We start from the raw sequence: 22,361 nt of genomic DNA, 5'->3' as shown, positions 1-22,361 counted from the left end.
CGAAAGCGCCTGCAACACCGTGAGGTTAGGGTCATGAATCGCTTTGTTTCTGTTCTGGCATTGAGTGGGATCGCCGTACTTGCGGGCTGTGTCGCCCCGTCGCCGAAACCCAATGACCCGTACTACGCGCCGGTGTTGCCGCGCACGCCGTTGCCGGCGGCGGCCAACAATGGCTCGATCTACCAGGCCGGTTTCGAGCAGAACCTGTACAGCGACCGCAAGGCGTTCCGGGTCGGTGACATCATCACCATCACCCTGAACGAGCGCACCCAGGCCAGCAAGAACGCCAACTCGCAGATCGGCAAGACCAGCAAGGCCAGCCTGGGCCTGACCTCGTTGTTCGGCGGCGTGCCCAACACCAATAACCCGTTGGGCAGTGGTGACCTGAGCCTCGACGCCGGTTACAGCGGCGACCGTGCCACCAACGGCAAAAGCGCGGCGGCCCAGGGCAACACGCTGACCGGTTCGATCACCGTGACCGTGGCCGACGTCTTGCCCAACGGCATCATCGCCGTACGCGGTGAAAAGTGGATGACCCTCAACACCGGCGACGAGCTGGTGCGCATTGCCGGCATGGTGCGTGCCGATGACATTGCCACCGACAACACCGTACCGTCGACGCGGATTGCCGATGCGCGCATTACCTACTCGGGTACGGGTTCGTTTGCCGATGCAAGCCAGCCGGGCTGGTTCGACCGTTTCTTCCTTAGCCCGCTGTTCCCTTTCTAGGTGGCCATCTTGAACTTCAAACCCCTGCTGGCGGCGGCATTCCTGCTTTGCGTGAGCGCCGTCGCCCAGGCCGAACGCCTGAAGGACATCGCCAGCATTTCCGGCGTGCGCTCCAACCAGTTGATCGGCTACGGGTTGGTGGTCGGTCTCAGTGGTACGGGTGACCAGACCACCCAGACCCCGTTCACCCTGCAGACCTTCAACAACATGCTGTCGCAGTTCGGCATCAAGGTGCCTGCGGGTTCGGGCAACGTGCAGCTGAAAAACGTCGCGGCGGTGTCGATCAGCGCCGACTTGCCAGCGTTTTCCAAGCCGGGCCAGGTGGTGGACATCACTGTTTCGTCCATTGGTAACTCCAAGAGCCTGCGTGGCGGTACCTTGCTGATGACGCCGCTTAAAGGTATCGACGGCAACGTCTACGCCATCGCCCAGGGCAACCTGGTGGTGGGCGGGTTCGACGCCGAAGGTCGCGACGGTTCGAAGATCACCGTCAACGTGCCGTCGGCCGGTCGCATTCCCGGTGGTGCCACCGTTGAACGCACCGTGCCGAGTGGTTTCAACCAGGGCAACAGCCTGACCCTGAACCTCAACCGTTCCGACTTCACCACCGCCAAGCGTGTTGTCGACAAGATCAACGACATGCTCGGCCCTGGCGTGGCCCAGGCCATTGATGGCGGATCGGTGCGCGTGACCGCGCCCCTGGATCCGAGCCAGCGTGTGGACTACCTGTCGATCCTGGAAAACCTCGAGGTGGACCCCGGCCAGGCGGTGGCCAAAGTCATCATCAACTCGCGCACCGGCACCATCGTGATCGGCCAGAACGTCAAGGTCTCGCCGGCGGCGGTGACCCACGGCAGCCTGACCGTGACCATTACCGAAGACCCGATCGTCAGCCAGCCCGGGCCACTGTCCAATGGCCAGACTGCCGTGGTCCCCCGTTCGCGGGTCAATGCCCAGCAGGAAGCCAAGCCGATGTTCAAGTTCGGCCCCGGTACCACCCTGGACGAGATTGTCCGCGCGGTGAACCAGGTGGGCGCCGCCCCCGGCGACTTGATGGCGATCCTCGAAGCCCTGAAACAGGCCGGCGCCCTGCAAGCCGACCTGATCGTGATCTGAGGCCATGGTCATGGATATGCGCAAGAGCGGTCTTACCAGCACGGCGGACTCGGGGTCCTACTCCGACCTGAACCGGCTTAACCAGCTCAAGGTCGGCGACGACAAGAACAGCGAAGGCAACATGCGCAAGGTTGCGCAGGAATTCGAGTCGTTGTTCTTGAGCGAGATGCTCAAATCCATGCGTTCGGCCACCGAGGCCCTGGGCAAGGACAACCCGATGAACACGCCGGCAGCCAAGCAGTACCAGGAAATGTACGACCAGCAACTGGCGGTGTCGATGTCCCGCGAAGGCGGCGGTATCGGCCTGGCCGATGTGCTGATGCGCCAGATGCAGAAGAACAAGCCGGTGGACGCCCAGGCGGCCACCTTGCAGGGCCCCGCTGCGGCGGAGGCGGTGAAGAAGGTCGACGTGCCGACCGAAATCGCCGCCGGTACCCAGGCCGAGGGGCCGTTGGGGCGTTCCAACGGGCAGCGTCCGTTGTGGGCCTACCGCGTCGCCGAGCCGCAGGCCGGTGCCGTCGCGTCCCACAGCAACGACATGGAGCTGATGAACCAGCGCCGTATCGCCTTGCCAAGCAAACTGACCGACCGCCTGCTCGCGGGTATCGTGCCGAGTACCCAGGTCGAAGCCAAGGTCGCGCCACTGCGCAACAGCGCTGCCGATGACAATGTAATCAACAGCAGTGCCCGCAGCGTTGCCGTGCCGAGCGGCAAGATGCAGGTGTACGGCCGCGCCATTGCCCAGCCACCGCTGGCACCGGCGAAAAAGGCCTTCAGCTCGCAGGACGAATTCGTCGCCACCATGCTGCCGATGGCCAAGGCCGCCGCCGCGCGGATCGGCATCGATCCGAAGTACCTGGTGGCCCAGGCCGCCCTGGAAACCGGTTGGGGCAAGTCGGTGATGCGCGCCGAAGACGGCAGCAGCAGCCACAACCTGTTCGGCATCAAGGCCGGCCAGAGCTGGCAGGGCGGTCAGGCCCGCGCGATCACCAGCGAGTTTCGCGACGGCGCGATGGTCAAGGAGACGGCGCAGTTCCGCTCCTACAGTTCCTATCAGGACAGCTTCCATGACCTCGTGACCCTGCTGCAAAGCAATGATCGCTATAAAGAAGTTGTGAAATCAGCCGACAACCCGGAACAGTTTGTACGCGAGTTGCAAAAAGCCGGTTATGCAACCGATCCGGCCTACGCCAGCAAGATTTCGCAGATCGCCAAAAACATGAACAGTTACCAGAACTACGCTGCCGCTGGCGCAACCACACATTTATAAGGTCTGAACCATGAGTTTGCTCAGTATCGGGATGTCAGGACTCAATGCCGCTCAAGGATCGCTGTCGGTCTTGAGTAATAACATTGCCAACGCCAACACCTCGGGTTATTCGCGTCAGCAGACCACGCAGAATGCCAATGCCAACAACCCCTACGGCGGTGTGTACATCGGCAGCGGCACGACCCTGGCGGATGTGCGTCGGGTGTATAACGAGTTCCTCGATGCGGCCTACCAGAACAGCACGGCGCTGAGCAACGATGCCAAGGCCTATGCCAGCCAGGCCAGCGCCATCGACAAGACCCTCTCGGACAAGACCACCGGTATGTCGTCGGTGCTCAGTGCGTTCTTCGCCGCTGTGCAGACCGCAGCGGCCAACCCCAGCGATGTATCCGCCCGGCAAGTGCTGCTGACCAACACCCAGACCCTGAGCAACCGTTTCAACGCGATCTCCGGCCAGTTGAACGAGCAGAAGCAGTCGATCAACGGTCAACTCGGCACCATGAGTGATCAAGTCAACCAGTTGACAACCTCGATTGCCTCGCTGAACAAGCAGATCACCCTGGCCCAGGGCTCCGCCAGCAGCGCCCCGGCCAATCTGCTGGATGCGCGCAACGAAGCGGTGCGTTCGCTCAATGAACTGGTCGGCGTGACCACCAGTGAAAAAAACGGCGTGTTCAGTGTCAGCACCGGCACCGGCCAATCCCTGGTGCTGGGCGATCAGTCCAATACGATTTCGGCGGTCTCGAGCAACAGCGACCCAAGCCAGTACACCATCGTGCTCAATGCCGGCGGCGGTACGGCGATCGACCTGGGCAACGTGCTCAGCGGCGGCAGCATCGGCGGCCTGCTGCGCTATCGCAGCGACGCGCTGATGCCGGCCATCAATGACCTGGGGCGAATCGCCCTGGCGACCGCCGATACCGTCAACAGCCAGTTGGGCCAGGGCCTGGACTTGAACGGCGACTTCGGCTCGTCCTTGTTCAAGGACATCAACAGCGCGGCCGCCATCGCCCAGCGCAGTCAGGGCGCAATGGGCAACAGCAGCGGCTCGGGCAACTTGAACGTGAGCATCAGCGACGCCAGCAAGCTGTCGACCTACGATTACAAAGTCACCTTTACCAGCGGCAACAACTACACCGTGATGCGTTCCGACGGCAAGGCCATGGGCGCGTTCGACACCAATACCACGCCGCCGCCGGTGATCGAAGGTTTTACCCTGGCCCTGGATGGCAAGGGCCCGATGGCGGCAGGGGACAGTTTCAAGGTCAGCCCCACCGCCAACGGCGCCAGCGCTATCGGCACCGAGCTGACGGACGCCAATAAAATTGCCTTCGCAGCGCCCTTGCTGGGTGAAAGCAGCAAGACCAACCAGGGCACCGGCACCTTCACCCCACCGTCCCTGACGCTGCCGATCGATATTCATGGCGGCGCCGACACTGCTCAATTGCGTACCGGTATTGAACACTCGATGCCGGTCAAGATGGTGTTCGGCAAGCCTGCGGCTGACGGCACCCAGGGTTACACCCTCAACGATGCCCAGGGTAATTCGATCGGGACCGGCACCATCGTTCCCGGCCAGGGCAACAAGATCACCGTCGACGTACCGATGCGCGATGCCAACGGTGCGCTGCTGGTGCCGGCCAAGAGCTTCAAGTTCGATACCACCATCGGCGGTGCGCCCGCCAATGGCGACAGCACCACGTTTTCCTTCAACGCCTCGGGCAAGTCGGATAACCGTAACGCTCAGGCGTTGCTCGACCTGCAGACCAAAGCCACGGTCGGCCTGGCTGATGCCGGTGGCGGCGTGAGCCTGGTGACGGCCAACAGCCGCCTGGTTTCCACGGTCGGCGCCAAGGCCGCCTCAGCCTCCACCGACACCACCGCCACCGGCGCATTGCTCAAGGCCAACCAGGATGCGCGCAACTCGGTGTCCCAGGTCAACCTGGATGAAGAGGCGGGCGACATGATCAAGTTCCAGCAGTACTACACCGCGTCGTCGCAGATCATCAAGGCTGCGCAAGAAACCTTCAGCACGCTGATCAATAGTCTTTAAGGGAGTCTGGGACGATGCGTATTTCCACTGCTCAATATTTCGAAACCAGCTCGGCCAAGTATTCGGATAACTATTCCGGTGTGGTCAAGGCCCAGGAACAAGCCAGTTCCGGCGTGCGCGTGCAAACCGCGGCGGATGATCCGGTGGCGGCGGCGCGGTTGTTGCTGCTGCAACAGCAGAAAGACATGCTGGGCCAGTTCAACGGCAACATCACCAGCCTGAAGAACTCGCTGACCAACGAAGAAAGTGTGTTGGGCTCGATCGACGATGCATTGCAGCGCGCCACGCAACTGGCCCTGCGTGCCGGCGGCTCGGTGAGCGACGCCGATCGACGTTCGATTGCCAGTGAAGTCGGCGCGATTGAAGATCAGGTCCTGGGCTTGCTCAACAGCAAGGACTCGTCCGGTAACTACCTGTTCTCCGGCTCCAAAACCCAGACCCCGCCGTACAGCCGCAACAACGATGGCACTTACAGCTATCAGGGTGACGAAACGCCGCTGAGCCTGCAGGTTTCCAATACCCTGAGAGTCAGCGCGGGCGATACCGGCAAGACCATCCTGGAAGGTGCGGCCAACTCCAGCCGTACCCAGGCCACGTGGCTGGCGCCCGTGCCGCAGACCGTGCCGCCGACGGTCAACGACAACAAAGTCGCGCTGTCGGCCGGGTTGGTGACGTCGAGCAGCGACTACGCCGGCAAGTTCGCTGACGGCCAGCCGTACAAGCTGACCTTTACCAGCAGCACGCAATACAAAGTCGCCGACAAGAACGGCAACGATGTGACCTCGGAGATTGCCGGCAACGGCACCTTCGACTCCACCAAGGAAGGCAGCTCCAGCGTGGCCCTGCGGGGTGTGAAGTTCGACATAACCCTGAATCTGGGGGATGTCGCGCCAGGCGCCGACTCCGATGCGCTGGTCAAGGACCGCTCCTTCAGCCTGGAGGCCAAGCCGGATACCTTCAGCGTCTCGCGTACGCCCGGCAATGTTTCCACCGCGCAACTGACCGGGGCCCGCGTATCCAGCCAGGCGGACTACACCAGCACGTTTCCGACCAACAGCGGCGCACTGATCAAGTTCACCAGCGCAACCGCCTATGAGGTGTATGCACAGCCCTACTCGAGCGACAGCAAGTCCATCGCCACGGGCGATACCGGCGGCGGTACCACGGTAACGGCCGCTGGCGTGACCTTTGATGTCAGTGCCGGGCCGCCGCAGCCGGGCGACCAGTTTTCCGTGGGGGCCAATACCCAGAAGACCCAGAATGCGCTGGATACCCTTGGGCAACTGCGCAAAGCGCTGGAACTGCCGGCTGATGGCAATCCTGCGGCGACCATCAAGCTCAAGGACGTGCTCGACGCGTCCATTGGCAACCTTGCCAACTCCAGTTCCCAGATCACCAACGTACGCGGTTCCATCGGTGCGCGGGGCAATGCCCTGGATATTCAGACCAGCGAAAACACCAGCGTAGGTATCGCCAATACCAGCACCATGAGCGACTTGGCCAACGTCGATATGGGTGAGGCAGCGATCAATCTGACGCTGCAGCAGACCATGTTGCAGGCCTCCCAGTTGGCGTTTGTGAAGATTTCCCAATTGAGCCTGTTCAGCCGCATGTAATGGGCGCGTTCGGCAAGCGGCCTCCTCTGGCGACAGGGGAGGCCGTTGTCGTTTCTGGCGGCAGAAATGTTGCGGGGGTTTGCATAAAGCGCACAAAATTGAGTGACTTGTGAGTCATAAAGCGCATCTTCACTGTATCGTGTGAAAAGGATGAGTCGTCACAGGGTCCTTGCGGGACGGCTTTCAGCGAATTTTTTCGGGGTTATACCCTTTTATTGTCAGCACTTCGGGCGCAGGCCCTGAGGTGTTCTCCAGCTATTTAGTATTGGGAAGCCACAATGATTGGCATAAAAAGCATCGCCAGTTACGTGCCGGCGGATGGTATCGATAACTACGCCCAGGGTGCCAAATTCGCCAAGGATGAAGAGTTCATCATTGGCAAGATCGGGTCGGCCTTCCTGCCGCGCAAGGAAGCGGCGCAGGAAACCTCCGATCTGTGTGTCGAAGCGGTCAACGCTTTGTTTGCCGGCAACCCGGACTTGAAGCGCGAGTCCATCGACGCAGTGATCGTCGTCACCCAGAACGGCGATGAAGAAGGGCTGCCCCACACCGCCGCCATCGTCCAGGACAAACTGGGCCTGCCGACCCATGTGGCCGCCTTCGATATTTCCCTGGGTTGTTCCGGCTATGTGTATGGCATCTACGCGATGAAGGGCTTCATGGAAGCCACTGGCCTGAAAAACGGCCTGCTGATTACCGCCGACCCGTACTCGAAAATCGTCGACCCGGAAGACCGCAACACCACCATGCTGTTCGGCGACGCCGCCACTGCCACCTGGATGGGTGAAGACGCGCTGTGGTTGCTGGGCAAATCCAAGTTCGGTACCGACGGTTCCGGCGCGCCGCACCTTAAGGTCAGCGACGGCGTGTTCTTCATGAACGGCCGCCAGGTGTTCAACTTTGCCTTGCTCAAGGTGCCGGCGCATTTGCACGAGCTGCTCGACGAGTCGGATCTCAAGGCCGATGACATCGATGCGTTCTGCATTCACCAAGGCAGTGCGGCCATCGTTGACGCCGTGGCGCGCCGTTTTGAAGATGCGCCAGTGGACAAGTTCATCAAGGACATGGTAGAGACCGGCAATACCGTGTCATCGAGCATTCCGTTGCTGCTGGAAAAGCACGTGATGGATGCCACCTGGAAGCGCGTGGCGATCAGCGGTTTTGGTGTGGGCCTGTCCTGGGGCTCGGCGATTCTGTATCGCCCATGAGCCGTTGAGGGTCGTATGAAAAAACGCCGATGATCGAAAGATCATCGGCGTTTTTTATTGTGGCGAGGGAGCTTGCTCCCGCTGGGCTGCGCAGCAGCCCCATGACCGTTGCGGCACCCTGAAAAACCACGCGTATACGGCGCCCTAACCCCTTGAATTGCAAGGGCTGGCACAGGGCTAGTAAAAAAAATCAAAAAAAACCTCAAGCAACCGGCTACCACGACGATAACTATTACGTAGGTTCTCAGGCCACACCCGGCGGTTGCCAGGGCCGGAAGCCGCAGTATCCATCCATCGAGGATTTCGTCATGGCTTTAACAGTAAACACCAACATTGCTTCGATCACTACTCAGGGCAACCTGAACAAAGCTGGCGGCGCCCTGGCCACTTCCATGCAGCGCCTGTCTTCCGGCCTGCGTATCAACAGCGCTAAAGACGACGCAGCTGGCCTGGGTATCGCCACTCGTATCACCAGCCAGATCAACGGCCTGGGTCAAGCAGTGAAGAACGCCAACGATGGTATCTCCATCGCGCAAACCGCTGAAGGCGCAATGCAGGCTTCGACCGACATTCTGCAAAAAATGCGTACCCTGGCTCTGTCCTCGGCTACCGGCTCCCTGAGCACCGACGACCGTAAGTCGAACAACGACGAATACCAGGCTCTGACTTCGGAACTGACCCGTATCGCTCAAACCACCACTTTCGGCGGCCAGAAGCTGCTGGACGGTTCGTACGGTACCAAGTCGATCCAGGTTGGCGCCAACGCTAACGAAACCATCAACCTGAGCCTGGACAACGTTGCCGCCAACAACATTGGTTCGCAGCAGATCAACAGCCTGGCAATCGCTCCAAGCACCACCGGTGTCGCCGGCGGCGCGATCGCTGTAACCGGCAACGGCCAGACCAACAGCGTGACGGTTGCAGCCGGTGCTTCGGCCAAGACCATCGCGGCCCAGCTCAACGGCGCTATCGGTGGCCTGGGCGCTACCGCCAGCACCGAAGCTCAGTTCGTAGTCGGCGCAGGTGCCGCTGCTGCTCCAGCTGCGTTCACCATGACCGTTGGCGGCCAAGCCACCACTTTCGTTGGCGTAACTGACACTGCCAGCCTGGCTGACCAGTTGAAGTCCAACTCCGCCAAACTGGGTATCAGCGTTAACTACGACGAATCCAAGGGTACCCTGTCGGTTAAATCCGATACCGGTGAAAACCTGTCCTTCAGCGCTTCGACCGCTGCCGGCACCATCACCGTTGCCACCAAAGACGGCGCAGGCGCTTACGGTGCTGGCGTGGCTCTGGCTGACGGCTTGATCGCTACCGGTGCTGTGAACATGAACTCCTCCAAGGGCTACTCCCTGGAAGGCGCTGGTGTGACCGGTATCTTCGGCGCCGCCACTTCGGCTGCTTCGGCCAAGACTTCGGTTTCGCAAACTGACGTGACCGACGCCACCAAGGCTCAGAACGCTGTTTCGGTGATCGACCAGGCTATCGCTACCATCTCCAGCTCCCGTTCGGGCCTGGGTGCGGTGCAGAACCGTCTGACCAGCACTGTAGACAACCTGTCCAACATCCAGAAAAACAGCACCGCTGCCCGTAGTACTGTTCAGGACGTCGACTTCGCTTCCGAAGCCGCTGAACTGACCAAGCAGCAAACCCTGCAGTCGGCTTCCACCTCGATCCTGTCGCAGGCCAACCAGCTGCCATCGGCTGTACTGAAGCTGCTTCAGTAATCACGGCGCTTGGTAACTGACGGAAGGGCGCGTTTACGTGCCCTTTCGTCTTTTCCAGTCAGAGGAGATTGGACGTGGACATGAATGTGAAGCTGAACCTGTCTTATCCGCCCCAGGCCGTTCAAGCCTCCATGGCGCCTGTGGTTGACGACAAAGACAAGAGCAAGGTTGAGCCGGCCGCGCCAGCCGCAGATAAGTCCCAAACGGGCGATCTGGAAAAAGCGGTCACTGATATTAAAGAATTCGTACAAGCGGCCCAGCGCAATCTGGATTTTTCCATTGACGATTCCACCCACAGGGTTGTGGTCAAGGTGATTGCCACCGATACCGGTGAAGTCATCCGCCAGATCCCCTCGGAAACCGCGTTGAAGCTGGCGCAAAGCTTGTCCAGCGCCAGTCATGTGTTGTTTGACGACAAGGCTTGAGCTGGCACGAAACTTGTTGCCGTCAGGTCTTGAAGCGTTGTTCGTCAAGATAACGGCAGCCACCGCAACAGGAGAATGATGATGGCGGGTACAACGATTACTGGCGTGGGGTCGGGCTTCGACACCCAGGCGATTGTGAAATCCCTGGTGGATGCCGAGCGTGCGCCGAAGCAGGCGCAGATCAACCTCCAGTCGCAGAAGGCGACCACCCAGCTTTCTTCGATCGGCAAGATCCAGGCTGCCCTGGACGCCTTTCGCGGTGCGCTGACCAGCATGAGCACCGACAACAGCTTTACCGGCTTGAGCGGTAGCTCTTCGGACGAAAAGGTCGCCACCATGACGGCCAACCCGGGCGCCGCCAACGGCAGCTTCTCGCTGGTGGTCAATCAGTTGGCAACGCCTTCGAAGCTGTCGACCAAAAGTTTTGCCGGTGGCGCCTCGACCGTGGTGAATAACACCACCAGCGCAACGAAGCTGACGATCAGCCAGTCGGGCAAGAACTTCGATTTGAGCGTGCCGGCAGGTGCGACCCTGCAACAGGTGCGTGACTCGATCAACTCGCAGTTCGGCACCGCCGGCCTTAGCGCGAACATCCTGACGGACTCCAACGGCTCGCGCCTGATCCTGACGTCCACCAACGGCGGCGTCGGTTCGGACTTGACCATGTCGGGTAACTCGGGGGTGGATACCGGCTATACCGTGGTGACTCCTCCGCAGAATGCCAAGTACACCATTGATGGTATTGCTGCCGAATCCAAGACCAACAGCATTACTGATGCGGTGAGTGGTGTGAGCATCAAGCTGCTCACCGTCTCGCCGACCGTTCTTGCCAACGATCCGAATAAAGACAATCCGCTTCGTTCGGCGGTGACGATTTCCGTGTCCACCAGCGCCACCTCCCTGAAGTCCGGGGTCAAGGGTTTCGTCGACACCTATAACGCTTTGCTCAAGGCCATGAACGCCGAGACCAAGGTAACCAAGGATGCCGCCGGTAACTCCATCGCGGCGACCCTGACCGGCGACTCGACCATGCGCACCTTGCAGGGGGCGATTCGCAACGAGTTCAACGCGCTGTCCGGTAACGGCACCTTGAAGTCCCTGGCGCAGTTTGGCGTCACGACCGACCAGGACACCGGTGCACTGAGCATCGACAGCAAGCAGTGGGACAAGGCGGTACTGAGCAATCCTGCGGATATCAACAGTATCTTCAGCGGCAAGACTGGTCTGCTGGCGCGTCTGACGGCAGCGACCGACGCCTATGCCAAGCCCAGCACCGGCATCCTGGCAACGCGCACCACGTCACTGGCCGACAGCCTGAAGGACCTGACCAAGCAACAGACCTCGCTGGATGAGCGCCTGACCACCTTGCAGGATTCGCTGACGCGCAAATACACCGCCATGGACACCCTGGTCGCGCAGCTGCGCCAACAGAGCAACAGCATCCTCGGTACGCTCAATGCGATCAGTAAATCGCAAAGCAGCGACAGCTGATTGAATGCGCATGAAAAAGCCCGGGTCGGTTGACCTGGGCTTTGTTTTTTCCAAGGCCGGCGGGTTAAAGTTTTTTGCGATTACGTCGACATAATGGTTACTGCAACCCTTCTCGCTGTTGCCTGTCACGAGGTAGAAACATGAATCCCATGAGAGCCCTTCGCCAATACCAGAAGGTCAATTCCCACGCGCAAATCTCTGAAGCCAGCCCGCATCGCCTGGTGCAGATGCTGATGGAGGGCGGGCTTGACCGTATGGCCCAGGCCAAAGGCGCGCTGGCGCGCGGCGACATCGCCCAGAAGGGGCTGATGCTGGGCAAGGCCACCGACATCCTGATTGGCCTGCGTGATGGCCTGGATGCCGAAAAGGGCGGCAATAAGGAATATGTGCAGCAGTTGGAAGGGCTGTACGTCTACATGACCAACCGCCTGATGGAAGCCAATCTGCACAATGACGCCGACATGATCGACGAAGTCGCCAAGCTGCTGATTACCGTCAAGGAAGGCTGGGATGCCATCGCTGCACCCCAAGGCGCCGCACAATAAGGCCATCGGCCTTGAGGAACACGTCATGAGCCACGCACTGCAACGCATTGATCAAACCCGCGAAGCCCTGGTCGACGCACTCGCTGCGCGCAACTGGGATGCCATCGGCGAACTGGACCTGGGCTGTCGCAACGTGATCGATGACGTGCTCAGCCAGGCGCCGGTGGACGAGGATGCGCTGCGGGAAAAGCTGGAGAGTCTGTTGGCGGTTTACCAGCAGTTACTTGAGGTGACGACCGGCGAGCGCCAGGCGATTTTCGAAGAGATGGCGCAGATCAACCAAGCTAAAAATGCGTCAAAGGTCTACCATCTGTTCGGCTGATAGAAGCTCAGTTGGTCCGAACGGTGCGTCATATATTTGACTGTGCCAGCATTTTTGACTTAACTAGTGTTGTTTTCAGATTTCAGACGTCTAGTAGGTAATAAGTCTTACAGACGTCTTGATTGCCCTCATTCCAGGGCAGGAAGTTTTACTAGGGAAGTTGCTATTGCATGTGGCGTGAAACCAAAATTCTGCTGATCGATGACGATAGCGTCCGCCGCCGCGATTTAGCGGTGATTTTGAATTTTCTCGGTGAAGAAAATTTGCCCTGCGCCAGCCACGATTGGCAGCAGGTTGTCAGCTCGCTGGCGTCGAGCCGTGAAGTCATTTGTGTGCTGATCGGGACGGTAAACGCTCCTGGCGCTGTTTTGGGCTTGTTAAAGACACTGTCAACCTGGGATGAGTTCCTTCCCGTGTTGCTGATGGGCGAAATTTCTTCCGTCGACCTGCCGGAAGACCAGCGTCGCCGCGTGCTGTCCACCCTGGAAATGCCGCCCAGCTACAGCAAACTGCTCGATTCCCTGCACCGCGCCCAGGTCTATCGCGAGATGTACGACCAGGCCCGCGAGCGCGGCCGTCACCGTGAACCCAACCTGTTCCGCAGCCTTGTGGGCACCAGCCGGGCCATCCAGCATGTGCGCCAGATGATGCAGCAAGTGGCCGATACCGACGCCAGTGTGCTGATCCTCGGCGAGTCGGGCACCGGCAAGGAAGTGGTCGCGCGCAATCTGCACTATCACTCCAAGCGACGCGACGGACCGTTCGTGCCGGTCAACTGCGGGGCCATCCCGGCAGAGCTGCTGGAAAGCGAATTGTTCGGCCACGAAAAGGGCGCCTTTACCGGGGCGATCACCAGCCGTGCCGGACGTTTCGAGCTGGCCAATGGCGGCACGCTGTTTCTCGACGAAATCGGCGACATGCCGCTGCCGATGCAGGTCAAGTTGCTGCGTGTGTTGCAGGAACGCACCTTCGAGCGCGTGGGCAGCAACAAGACCCAGAGCGTGGACGTGCGCATCATCGCTGCCACCCACAAGAATCTTGAAAGCATGATCGAGGTCGGCAGCTTCCGCGAAGACCTGTACTACCGCCTTAACGTATTCCCCATCGAAATGGCGCCGCTGCGTGAGCGTGTGGAAGACATTCCGCTGTTGATGAACGAACTGATTTCGCGCATGGAGCACGAAAAACGCGGTTCCATCCGTTTCAATTCCGCTGCCATCATGTCGCTGTGCCGCCACGGCTGGCCGGGCAACGTGCGCGAGCTGGCCAATCTGGTGGAGCGCATGGCGATCATGCACCCCTACGGTGTGATCGGCGTGGTGGAGTTGCCGAAGAAATTTCGCTACGTCGACGATGAAGACGAGCAGATGGTCGACAGCCTGCGCAGTGACATGGAAGAGCGCGTGGCGATCAACGGCCATACGCCGGACTTCGGCGCCACGGCCATGCTGCCGCCCGAAGGTCTTGACTTGAAGGACTACCTCGGCAACCTGGAACAAGGCCTGATCCAACAGGCTTTGGACGACGCCAACGGCATCGTCGCCCGCGCCGCCGAGCGCCTGCGTATTCGTCGCACCACACTGGTGGAGAAGATGCGCAAGTACGGTATGAGCCGCAAAGAAGGTGATGAACAGGCGGATGATTGACGCCTGTTTTTCAGCGTCTTGATTTATAAGTAGATTTTTTTCGGCACGGGTATTGCTACAGCCCTCGCAACGTTCCGTTTAACTGACGGTCAGCCAAGCGAGAGAGCACCATGCCCCACGCCGCCCAACTATCTGCAGCCCCTGCCATCCAGGGGCTGATTTCGCCTGTAGAGCCGCCGACCCGCCAGGGTCTTGAGCAGGCGTTCTCGCAATTCAACCAGATGTCGAGCCAGCTGACCGATTCCTACAGTCTGCTTGAGGCCCGGGTGTCCGAGCTCAAGGGCGAACTGGCGGTGGTCAGCGCCCAGCGCATGCAGGAATTGGCCGAGAAAGAACGCCTGGCCAACCGCCTGCAGAATCTGCTGTCGCTGTTGCCCGGTGGTGTGATCGTCATCGACGATCAGGGTCGCGTGCGCGAAGCCAACCCGGCGGCCTGCGACCTGCTCGGCCTGCCGCTTGAAGGCGAGCTGTGGCGCCACGTGATCACCCGCTGCTTCGCGCCGCGCGAGGATGACGGCCACGAAGTCTCCCTCAAGGACGGGCGTCGCCTGTCCATCGCCACCCGGTCCCTGGACGCCGAACCGGGCCAGTTGGTGCTGCTCAATGACCTGACGGAAACCCGTCACCTGCAGGATCAGCTCGCGCGTCATGAACGTTTGTCGTCGTTGGGACGAATGGTCGCTTCCCTGGCGCATCAGATCCGTACGCCGCTGTCGGCGGCGCTGATCTACGCCAGTCATTTGACTGATGAGCAATTGCCTGCAGCCACCCACCAGCGCTTTGCCGGGCGTCTCAAGGAGCGCCTGCATGAGCTGGAACATCAGGTGCGCGACATGCTGGTGTTTGCTCGGGGCGAATTGCCGTTGACCGACCGTGTGACCCCGGCCGGGTTGATGCAAGCCCTGCAAGCTGCGGCGGCCACCCATACCGAGGGCGCCAGCCTGCGTTGGCAATGCGACAGCCATCAGGGCGAATTGCTGTGCAATCGCGACACTCTGGTCGGCGCGCTGCTCAACCTGATCGAAAACGCCACCCAGGCCAGCGGCCCGGGTGCGCGTCTCAAGGTGCACCTGTACCGTCGCGAGCAAACCCTGCGCCTGTGCATCAGCGACAGTGGCAGCGGTATAGCCCCGGCCGTGCTGCAACGCCTGGGCGAGCCCTTTTTCACCACCAAGACCAACGGCACCGGCCTGGGCCTGACCGTGGTCAAGGCAGTGGCACGTGCCCATCAGGGACAATTGCAGCTGCGTTCCCGCCTGGGGCGCGGCACCTGTGCATTGATGACCTTGCCGCTGTTTTCCAGCGTGGCAAGCGCGGAGTAAAGGATCATGACTATCAAGGTTTTACTGGTTGAAGACGATCGCGCCCTGCGTGAAGCATTGGCTGACACGCTGCTGTTGGCGGGCCATGACTACCGCGCGGTCGGCTCTGCCGAGGAAGCCTTGGAAGCGGTGGAGCGGGAAACCTTCAGCCTGGTGGTCAGCGATGTGAACATGCCCGGCATGGATGGCCATCAGTTGCTCGGCCTGCTGCGCGCACGCCAGCCGCAATTGCCGGTGCTGCTGATGACCGCCCATGGCGCCGTGGAGCGGGCCGTGGACGCCATGCGCCAGGGCGCGGCGGATTATCTGGTCAAGCCGTTCGAACCCAAGGCGTTGATCGAGCTGGTGGCGCGGCATGCGCTTGGGGTCATTTCGACGGTGGAGGGCGACGGTCCGATAGCCTTCGAGCCGGCCAGCGCGCAATTGCTCGAGCTGGCGGCCCGTGTGGCGCGCAGCGATTCCACCGTGTTGATCTCGGGTGAGTCCGGCACCGGCAAGGAAGTGTTGGCGCGCTATATCCATCAGCAATCCAGTCGGGCCCTGCAACCCTTTATCGCGATCAACTGCGCGGCGATCCCGGACAACATGCTCGAAGCCACCCTGTTCGGCCATGAAAAGGGTTCGTTCACCGGCGCCATCGCGGCCCAGGCCGGCAAGTTCGAACAGGCCGACGGCGGCACCATTCTGCTCGACGAAATCTCGGAAATGCCTCTGGGCCTGCAAGCCAAGTTGCTGCGGGTGTTGCAGGAGCGCGAAGTGGAGCGGGTGGGCGCGCGCAAGCCGATCCAGCTGGATATCCGCGTGGTCGCCACCACCAACCGCGACCTGGCCGCAGAAGTGGCGGCGGGGCGCTTTCGCGAAGACTTGTTCTACCGCCTGTCGGTGTTCCCGCTGGCCTGGCGCCCGTTGCGCGAACGCCCGGCGGATATCATTCCCCTGGCCGAGCGCCTGCTGAACAACCACGTCAAAAAAATGAAGCACGCCCAGGCGCGGCTCTCGGCTGAGGCCCAGGCCTGCCTGGTCGCTTATCCATGGCCCGGCAATGTGCGCGAGCTGGACAATGCCATCCAGCGTGCGCTGATCCTGCAACAGGGCGGCTTGATCCAGCCCCAGGATTTCTGCCTGGCCATGGGCAATGGCGTGGTGCCGTTGCCAAGTCTTGCGCCGGCACCGGTGGTCGCCGAAGCGGAATCGGCCGGTGCCCTGGGCGATGACCTGCGCCGCCGCGAATTCCAGATGATCATCGACACCCTGCGCGCCGAGCGCGGCCGCCGCAAGGAAGCGGCCGAACGTCTCGGCATCAGCCCGCGCACCCTGCGCTACAAGCTGGCGCAGATGCGCGATGCCGGGATGGACGTGGAAGCGTATCTGTTCGCCACCTGACTTCGCGCGAATGCCTTTGTAGGAGCGAGCTTGCTCGCGAAGCACTCATGGACGCCGCGAACATCCAGGGAGCACGCGTTATCGTTGAGGTTTTTCGCGAGCAAGCTCGCTCCTACAAAAAAATGTGCGGTAACAAGGTCGACAAGCTTTGTCGCCTTTTCTTACGAGTTGCTACAGAGCTGGCACCCTTGTTGCACCTTCCCCTGGTAACCGCTGCGTAGTGTCAAAAAATTGCGGGTCGTCGGAGAGAGAAGTTCATGAGCCAGGGTATTGAGTTCAATCGGTTGATGTTGGATATGCGCTCCATGCAAATGGATGCCATGGCTCAACCGAAATCCGTCGCGCCAGCGCCGGAATTGGGCCAAAGCAGTTTTGCCGACATGCTCGGTCAGGCAATCAATAAAGTCAGTGATACCCAGCAGGCTTCCAGCCAGTTGGCGACGGCGTTCGAGATCGGTAAAAGCGGCGTGGACCTCACCGATGTGATGGTCGCCTCGCAAAAAGCCAGTGTGTCCTTTCAGGCCTTGACCCAAGTGCGTAACAAGCTGGTCCAGGCTTATCAAGACATCATGCAGATGCCGGTTTAAGGGCGAGAGTTAACTCATGGCAGAAGCAATCGACAACGTACCCGCCAAGGTAGACGGCAAACCGCCGCTGTTTGGCCTGTCGTTCCTGGAAAATCTATCCGAAATGACCATGTTGCGTCAGGTGGGCCTGATGGTCGGCCTGGCTGCCAGCGTGGCGATTGGTTTCGCCGTGGTGTTGTGGTCGCAGCAACCTGATTACCGGCCGCTGTACGGCAGCCTGGCGGGCATGGATTCCAAGCAGATCATGGAAACCCTCGCCGCCGCCGACATCGCCTACACCGTGGAGCCCAACTCCGGCGCCTTGTTGGTCAAGGCCGATGATGTGGCGCGTGCGCGCATGAAGCTGGCAGCCGCCGGCGTGACGCCGTCCGACAGCAATATCGGCTTTGAAATCCTCGACAAGGACCAGGGCCTGGGTACCAGCCAATTCATGGAAGCCACCCGCTACCGTCGTGGCCTGGAAGGCGAACTGGCGCGCACCATCTCCAGCTTGAACAACGTCAAGGGTGCCCGTGTGCACCTGGCAATTCCGAAAAGCTCGGTGTTCGTGCGTGACGAACGCAAGCCCAGCGCCTCGGTGCTGGTCGAGCTGTTTTCCGGCCGCTCCCTTGAGCCTGGCCAGGTGATGGCGATCATCAACCTGGTGGCCACCAGCGTTCCCGAGCTGAGCAAGTCGCAGATCACCGTGGTCGACCAGAAGGGCAACCTGCTCTCCGACATGGCCGAAAACTCCGCGCTGACCCAGGCCGGCAAGCAGTTCGATTACAGCCGCCGCATGGAAAGCATGCTCACCCAGCGCGTGCACAACATCCTGCAGCCGGTGCTGGGCAACGACCGCTACAAGGCTGAAGTGTCCGCCGACGTGGATTTCAGCGCCGTCGAATCGACGTCCGAGCAATTCAACCCGGACCAGCCCGCCCTGCGCAGCGAGCAGTCCACCAGCGAACAACGCACCGCCAGCAATGGCCCGCAAGGCGTGCCGGGTGCTCTGAGCAACCAGCCGCCGGCACCGGCTTCGGCACCGCAAACCACCGGCGGCGCCGCTGCCACCGCTGGCGCGATCGCCGCTGGCCAACCGCTGCTGGACGCCAACGGCCAGCAGATCATGGACCCGGCCACCGGCCAGCCGATGCTCGCGCCATACCCGGCGGACAAACGTAACCAGTCCACCAAGAACTTCGAGCTCGACCGTTCCATCAGCCACACCAAGCAGCAGCAGGGCAAGATCAATCGCCTGTCGGTGTCGGTGGTGGTCGATGACCAGGTCAAGCTCAACGCCGCTGACGGCGCCGTTACCCGCGCGCCGTGGAGCGCCGACGAATTGGCGCGCTTCACCCGCCTGGTGCAGGACGCCGTCGGTTTCGACGCCAGCCGTGGCGACAGCGTCAGCGTGATCAACATGCCGTTCTCCGCCGAGCGCGGCGAAGTGATCGCGGACCCGGCGTTCTACACCCAGCCGTGGTTCTGGGACATCGTCAAGCAAGTGCTGGGGGTGTTGTTCATTCTGGTACTGGTGTTCGGCGTGCTGCGCCCGGTGCTCAACAACATCACCGGCGGCAACAAGAAACAACTGGCCCTGGCCGGCGGCGACGTCGAATTGGGCGGCATGGGTGGCCTGGACGGCGAGTTGGCCAACGACCGCGTCAGCCTGGGCGGCCCGCAAAGCATCCTGTTGCCAAGCCCGAGCGAAGGCTATGACGCTCAGCTGAACGCAATCAAGAGTCTGGTGGCAGAAGACCCGGGCCGTGTGGCCCAGGTCGTGAAAGAGTGGATTAACGCTGATGAATGATCGAGTCGCTGTGGCCAAGCTTTCCCGGGTCGACAAAGCCGCCGTGCTGCTGCTGTCGCTGGGCGAAACCGATGCTGCCCAAGTGCTGCGCCACATGGGGCCCAAAGAGGTCCAGCGCGTGGGCGTGGCCATGGCGCAGATGCGCAATGTGCACCGCGAGCAAGTCGAGCAGGTGATGAGCGAGTTCGTCGAGATCGTCGGCGACCAGACCAGCCTGGGCGTCGGCTCCGACAGCTACATTCGCAAAATGCTCACCTCGGCCCTGGGCGAAGACAAGGCCAACGGCCTGATCGACCGCATCCTGCTCGGTGGCAACACCAGCGGCCTCGACAGCCTCAAGTGGATGGAGCCGCGCGCGGTCGCCGACGTGATCCGCTACGAGCACCCGCAGATCCAGGCGATCGTGGTGGCCTACCTGGACCCGGACCAGGCCGGTGAAGTGCTCGGCCACTTCGATCATAAAGTGCGCCTGGACATCATCCTGCGCGTGTCGTCGCTGAACACCGTGCAGCCGGCGGCGCTCAAGGAACTCAACACGATTCTGGAGAAACAGTTCTCCGGCAACTCGAACGCCTCGCGCACCACCCTGGGTGGCATCAAGCGGGCGGCCGACATCATGAACTTCCTCGACAGCTCGGTCGAAGGCCAGTTGATGGACTCGATCCGCGAGATCGACGACACCCTGTCCGGCCAGATCGAAGACCTGATGTTTGTGTTCAACAACCTGGCCGATGTCGACGACCGTGGCATCCAGGCGTTGCTGCGCGAAGTGTCCTCTGACGTACTGGTGCTGGCGCTCAAGGGCTCGGACGAGGGCGTCAAGGAAAAGATCTTCAAGAACATGTCCAAGCGCGCCTCGGAACTGTTGCGCGACGACCTCGAAGCCAAGGGTCCGGTGCGCGTCAGCGACGTGGAAACCGCGCAGAAAGAAATCCTCACCATTGCCCGCCGTATGGCCGAAGCCGGAGAAATCGTTCTCGGCGGGAAGGGCGGCGAAGAAATGATCTAAGGCGCCCTGCATGTCGAACAAAGATGAGACGCCCAGCGATCTGATTCGCGCCCGGGATGTCGGCGGGTTCGACATCTGGTCGTTGCCCAGCTTCGACCCCCACGTGCCGGAACCGGAGCCTGAGCCGGTGGAGGAACCGCCGGCACAGATGGAAGAAGTGCCGCTGGACGAAGTCCAGCCACTGACCCTCGAAGAATTGGAAGCCATCCGTCAGGAGGCTTACAACGAAGGCTTCGCGGCGGGTGAAAAAGATGGCTTTCGCAGCACCACCCTCAAGGTCCGCCAGGAAGCCGAAGAGGCGCTCAGCGTCAAGCTGAGCAGCCTGGAGCGCTTGATGGGTAACCTGTTCGACCCCATCGCCGAGCAGGACTCGCAGCTGGAAAAATCCATGGTCGGCCTGGTGCAGCACATCACGCGCCAGGTGATCCAGCGCGAATTGGTGCTTGATTCGAGCCAGATCGAAAGCGTGATGCGTGAAGCCCTCAAGCTGCTGCCCCTGGGCGTGGGCAACGTGCGGCTGTACATCAATCCGCAGGATTTCGAGCAGGTCAAAGCCTTGCGCGAGCGCCATGAAGAAACCTGGCGCATCGTCGAAGACGCCGCGCTGCAGCCCGGCGGTTGCCGTGTCGAGACCGAGCACAGCCGCATCGATGCCACGGTGGAAACCCGCATCAGCCAGATCATGGCCAAGCTGCTCGACCAGTTGCATGAACAGGCGCTGCACCCGGCCGAGCCTGACCTGAGCGTTGACCTGGACGCCACCGATGCGCCTTGATCGCACCAGCTTCGCCAAGCGTCTGGACAGCTATGCCGAGGCCACGCAGTTGCCCGGCCAGCCGATCCTCGAAGGGCGCCTGTTGCGCATGGTCGGCCTGACCCTCGAAGCCGAGGGCCTGCGCGCCGCCATGGGCAGCCGCTGCATGGTGATCAACGACGACAGCTACCACCCGGTGCAGGTCGAAGCCGAAGTGATGGGCTTTTCCGGCAACAAGATTTTCCTGATGCCGGTGGGCAGCCTCGCCGGCATCGCCCCGGGTGCCCGCGTGGTGCCATTGGCCGATACCGGGCGCTTGCCGATGGGCATCAGCATGCTTGGACGCGTACTCGACGGCGCCGGTCGCCCGCTGGATGGCAAGGGCGGCATGAAGGCCGAGGACTGGGTGCCGATGGACGGCCCCACCATCAACCCGCTCAACCGCAACCCCATCAGCGTGCCGCTGGACGTGGGCATTCGCAGCATCAACGGTTTATTGACGGTCGGTCGCGGCCAGCGCCTGGGCCTGTTCGCAGGTACCGGTGTGGGTAAGTCGGTGTTGCTGGGCATGATGACGCGCTTTACCGAAGCCGACATCATTGTGGTGGGGCTGATCGGCGAGCGGGGCCGTGAGGTGAAGGAGTTCATCGAGCACAGCCTTGGCGAAGAAGGCCTCAAGCGCTCGGTCGTGGTCGCCTCGCCGGCGGACGATGCACCGCTGATGCGCCTGCGCGCCGCCATGTACTGCACGCGCATCGCCGAATATTTTCGCGACAAGGGCAAGAACGTCCTGTTGCTGATGGACTCGCTCACGCGTTTCGCCCAGGCCCAGCGCGAGATCGCCCTGGCCATCGGCGAGCCGCCCGCGACCAAAGGTTATCCGCCGTCGGTGTTCGCCAAGCTGCCCAAGCTGGTGGAGCGTGCCGGTAACGCCGAGGCGGGCGGGGGCTCGATCACCGCGTTCTACACCGTATTGTCCGAAGGCGATGACCAGCAGGACCCGATTGCCGACTCGGCGCGGGGCGTGCTCGATGGGCACATCGTGCTGTCGCGGCGCCTGGCCGAAGAGGGGCACTACCCGGCCATCGATATCGAAGCGTCGATCAGCCGGGTGATGCCGGCGGTGGTCACGCCGGAACACATGGCCCGCGCGCAATACTTCAAGCAGCTGTGGTCGCGCTATCAGCAGAGCCGCGACCTGATCAGCGTCGGCGCCTACGTGGCCGGTGGCGATCGCGAGACCGACCTGGCCATTGCCCTGCAACCGCAATTGGTGACCTACCTGCGCCAGGGCCTCAACGACAAGATCAGCATGGGCGAAAGCGAAGCGCATCTGCAGTCCATCTTCGCCCCCGCGCCAGGCGGCTAA

At 61.4% G+C, this 22,361-nt stretch carries 19 protein-coding genes; all 19 read left to right on the top strand.

Annotation, left to right across the window (positions count from 1 at the left end; all coding sequences use genetic code 11):
• Window positions 1-33: 33 nt before the first annotated feature.
• The 19 genes from flgH to fliI all read left to right on the top strand — a co-directional run bounded on the left by flgH (window position 34) and on the right by fliI (window position 22,361).
• Window positions 34-729: a flagellar basal body L-ring protein FlgH gene (gene flgH, locus MRY17_RS17935; RefSeq protein WP_057721329.1), complete on the top strand. Its 696-nt coding sequence runs from the start codon at window positions 34-36 to the stop codon at window positions 727-729.
• 6 nt (window positions 730-735) lie between these two features.
• Window positions 736-1,845 carry a flagellar basal body P-ring protein FlgI gene (locus tag MRY17_RS17930; protein ID WP_375154649.1) on the top strand — a complete coding sequence of 370 codons (1,110 nt, stop codon included), beginning with the start codon at window positions 736-738 and terminating at the stop codon, window positions 1,843-1,845.
• Window positions 1,846-1,849: 4 nt separating this feature from the next.
• Complete coding sequence (flgJ, locus tag MRY17_RS17925) at window positions 1,850-3,115, top strand: flagellar assembly peptidoglycan hydrolase FlgJ (protein WP_124433543.1); 1,266 nt, start codon at window positions 1,850-1,852, stop codon at window positions 3,113-3,115.
• Between the two features lie 10 nt (window positions 3,116-3,125).
• A complete protein-coding gene (gene flgK / locus MRY17_RS17920) occupies window positions 3,126-5,168 on the top strand; it encodes a flagellar hook-associated protein FlgK (protein ID WP_181282783.1) in 2,043 nt (680 codons plus the stop codon).
• A gap of 14 nt (window positions 5,169-5,182) precedes the next feature.
• Window positions 5,183-6,784, top strand: coding sequence for a flagellar hook-associated protein 3 (locus MRY17_RS17915; protein ID WP_181282784.1), 1,602 nt, complete (start codon window positions 5,183-5,185; stop codon window positions 6,782-6,784).
• A 278-nt stretch (window positions 6,785-7,062) separates the two neighbouring features.
• Window positions 7,063-7,992: a ketoacyl-ACP synthase III gene (locus MRY17_RS17910; protein ID WP_243352611.1), complete on the top strand. Its 930-nt coding sequence runs from the start codon at window positions 7,063-7,065 to the stop codon at window positions 7,990-7,992.
• A 308-nt stretch (window positions 7,993-8,300) separates the two neighbouring features.
• Entirely contained in the window at window positions 8,301-9,719 is a 1,419-nt protein-coding gene (locus MRY17_RS17905; RefSeq protein WP_181282785.1) for a flagellin, read from the top strand.
• Window positions 9,720-9,793: 74 nt separating this feature from the next.
• A complete protein-coding gene (locus MRY17_RS17900) occupies window positions 9,794-10,144 on the top strand; it encodes a flagellar protein FlaG (protein ID WP_181282786.1) in 351 nt (116 codons plus the stop codon).
• 81 nt (window positions 10,145-10,225) lie between these two features.
• Complete coding sequence (gene fliD, locus MRY17_RS17895; protein ID WP_181282787.1) at window positions 10,226-11,635, top strand: flagellar filament capping protein FliD; 1,410 nt, start codon at window positions 10,226-10,228, stop codon at window positions 11,633-11,635.
• A 140-nt stretch (window positions 11,636-11,775) separates the two neighbouring features.
• Window positions 11,776-12,180, top strand: coding sequence for a flagellar export chaperone FliS (gene fliS / locus MRY17_RS17890; RefSeq protein WP_057721338.1), 405 nt, complete (start codon window positions 11,776-11,778; stop codon window positions 12,178-12,180).
• 25 nt (window positions 12,181-12,205) lie between these two features.
• Window positions 12,206-12,502, top strand: a complete 297-nt coding sequence (locus MRY17_RS17885; protein ID WP_057721890.1) for a hypothetical protein — start codon at window positions 12,206-12,208, stop codon at window positions 12,500-12,502.
• Between the two features lie 170 nt (window positions 12,503-12,672).
• Window positions 12,673-14,148, top strand: a complete 1,476-nt coding sequence (locus MRY17_RS17880) for a sigma-54 dependent transcriptional regulator (RefSeq protein WP_124433535.1) — start codon at window positions 12,673-12,675, stop codon at window positions 14,146-14,148.
• Between the two features lie 110 nt (window positions 14,149-14,258).
• A complete protein-coding gene (locus MRY17_RS17875) occupies window positions 14,259-15,470 on the top strand; it encodes a sensor histidine kinase (protein ID WP_243352610.1) in 1,212 nt (403 codons plus the stop codon).
• A gap of 6 nt (window positions 15,471-15,476) precedes the next feature.
• Window positions 15,477-16,853 carry a sigma-54-dependent transcriptional regulator gene (locus MRY17_RS17870; RefSeq protein WP_191952130.1) on the top strand — a complete coding sequence of 459 codons (1,377 nt, stop codon included), beginning with the start codon at window positions 15,477-15,479 and terminating at the stop codon, window positions 16,851-16,853.
• A gap of 257 nt (window positions 16,854-17,110) precedes the next feature.
• Entirely contained in the window at window positions 17,111-17,440 is a 330-nt protein-coding gene (gene fliE, locus MRY17_RS17865; protein WP_017134937.1) for a flagellar hook-basal body complex protein FliE, read from the top strand.
• A 16-nt stretch (window positions 17,441-17,456) separates the two neighbouring features.
• Entirely contained in the window at window positions 17,457-19,229 is a 1,773-nt protein-coding gene (fliF, locus tag MRY17_RS17860) for a flagellar basal-body MS-ring/collar protein FliF (protein ID WP_181282789.1), read from the top strand.
• Window positions 19,222-20,238, top strand: coding sequence for a flagellar motor switch protein FliG (gene fliG / locus MRY17_RS17855; RefSeq protein WP_057721344.1), 1,017 nt, complete (start codon window positions 19,222-19,224; stop codon window positions 20,236-20,238). Before fliF ends, fliG begins: the two co-directional genes overlap by 8 nt.
• A 10-nt stretch (window positions 20,239-20,248) precedes the next feature.
• A complete protein-coding gene (gene fliH / locus MRY17_RS17850) occupies window positions 20,249-21,013 on the top strand; it encodes a flagellar assembly protein FliH (protein WP_191952129.1) in 765 nt (254 codons plus the stop codon).
• Window positions 21,003-22,361: a flagellar protein export ATPase FliI gene (gene fliI / locus MRY17_RS17845; RefSeq protein WP_057721346.1), complete on the top strand. Its 1,359-nt coding sequence runs from the start codon at window positions 21,003-21,005 to the stop codon at window positions 22,359-22,361. The genes fliH and fliI overlap by 11 nt, the downstream gene beginning before the upstream one ends.

The organism is Pseudomonas orientalis, assembly GCF_022807995.1.
In the GTDB taxonomy this organism is placed as follows: Bacteria; Pseudomonadota; Gammaproteobacteria; order Pseudomonadales; family Pseudomonadaceae; genus Aquipseudomonas; species Aquipseudomonas orientalis_B.
This window is presented reverse-complemented; position numbering and strand designations above follow the sequence as displayed.

Coding starts and splice junctions, on each gene's coding strand:
- MRY17_RS17875 (WP_243352610.1), top strand. CDS start 14,259: ATGCCCCACGCCGCCCAACTATCTGCAGCCCCTGCCATCCAGGGGCTG.
- fliI (WP_057721346.1), top strand. CDS start 21,003: ATGCGCCTTGATCGCACCAGCTTCGCCAAGCGTCTGGACAGCTATGCC.
- MRY17_RS17885 (WP_057721890.1), top strand. CDS start 12,206: ATGAGCCACGCACTGCAACGCATTGATCAAACCCGCGAAGCCCTGGTC.
- MRY17_RS17915 (WP_181282784.1), top strand. CDS start 5,183: ATGCGTATTTCCACTGCTCAATATTTCGAAACCAGCTCGGCCAAGTAT.
- MRY17_RS17910 (WP_243352611.1), top strand. CDS start 7,063: ATGATTGGCATAAAAAGCATCGCCAGTTACGTGCCGGCGGATGGTATC.
- fliF (WP_181282789.1), top strand. CDS start 17,457: ATGGCAGAAGCAATCGACAACGTACCCGCCAAGGTAGACGGCAAACCG.
- fliG (WP_057721344.1), top strand. CDS start 19,222: ATGAATGATCGAGTCGCTGTGGCCAAGCTTTCCCGGGTCGACAAAGCC.
- MRY17_RS17880 (WP_124433535.1), top strand. CDS start 12,673: ATGTGGCGTGAAACCAAAATTCTGCTGATCGATGACGATAGCGTCCGC.
- fliD (WP_181282787.1), top strand. CDS start 10,226: ATGGCGGGTACAACGATTACTGGCGTGGGGTCGGGCTTCGACACCCAG.
- MRY17_RS17870 (WP_191952130.1), top strand. CDS start 15,477: ATGACTATCAAGGTTTTACTGGTTGAAGACGATCGCGCCCTGCGTGAA.
- fliE (WP_017134937.1), top strand. CDS start 17,111: ATGAGCCAGGGTATTGAGTTCAATCGGTTGATGTTGGATATGCGCTCC.
- MRY17_RS17905 (WP_181282785.1), top strand. CDS start 8,301: ATGGCTTTAACAGTAAACACCAACATTGCTTCGATCACTACTCAGGGC.
- flgH (WP_057721329.1), top strand. CDS start 34: ATGAATCGCTTTGTTTCTGTTCTGGCATTGAGTGGGATCGCCGTACTT.
- flgJ (WP_124433543.1), top strand. CDS start 1,850: ATGGTCATGGATATGCGCAAGAGCGGTCTTACCAGCACGGCGGACTCG.
- flgK (WP_181282783.1), top strand. CDS start 3,126: ATGAGTTTGCTCAGTATCGGGATGTCAGGACTCAATGCCGCTCAAGGA.
- fliH (WP_191952129.1), top strand. CDS start 20,249: ATGTCGAACAAAGATGAGACGCCCAGCGATCTGATTCGCGCCCGGGAT.
- fliS (WP_057721338.1), top strand. CDS start 11,776: ATGAATCCCATGAGAGCCCTTCGCCAATACCAGAAGGTCAATTCCCAC.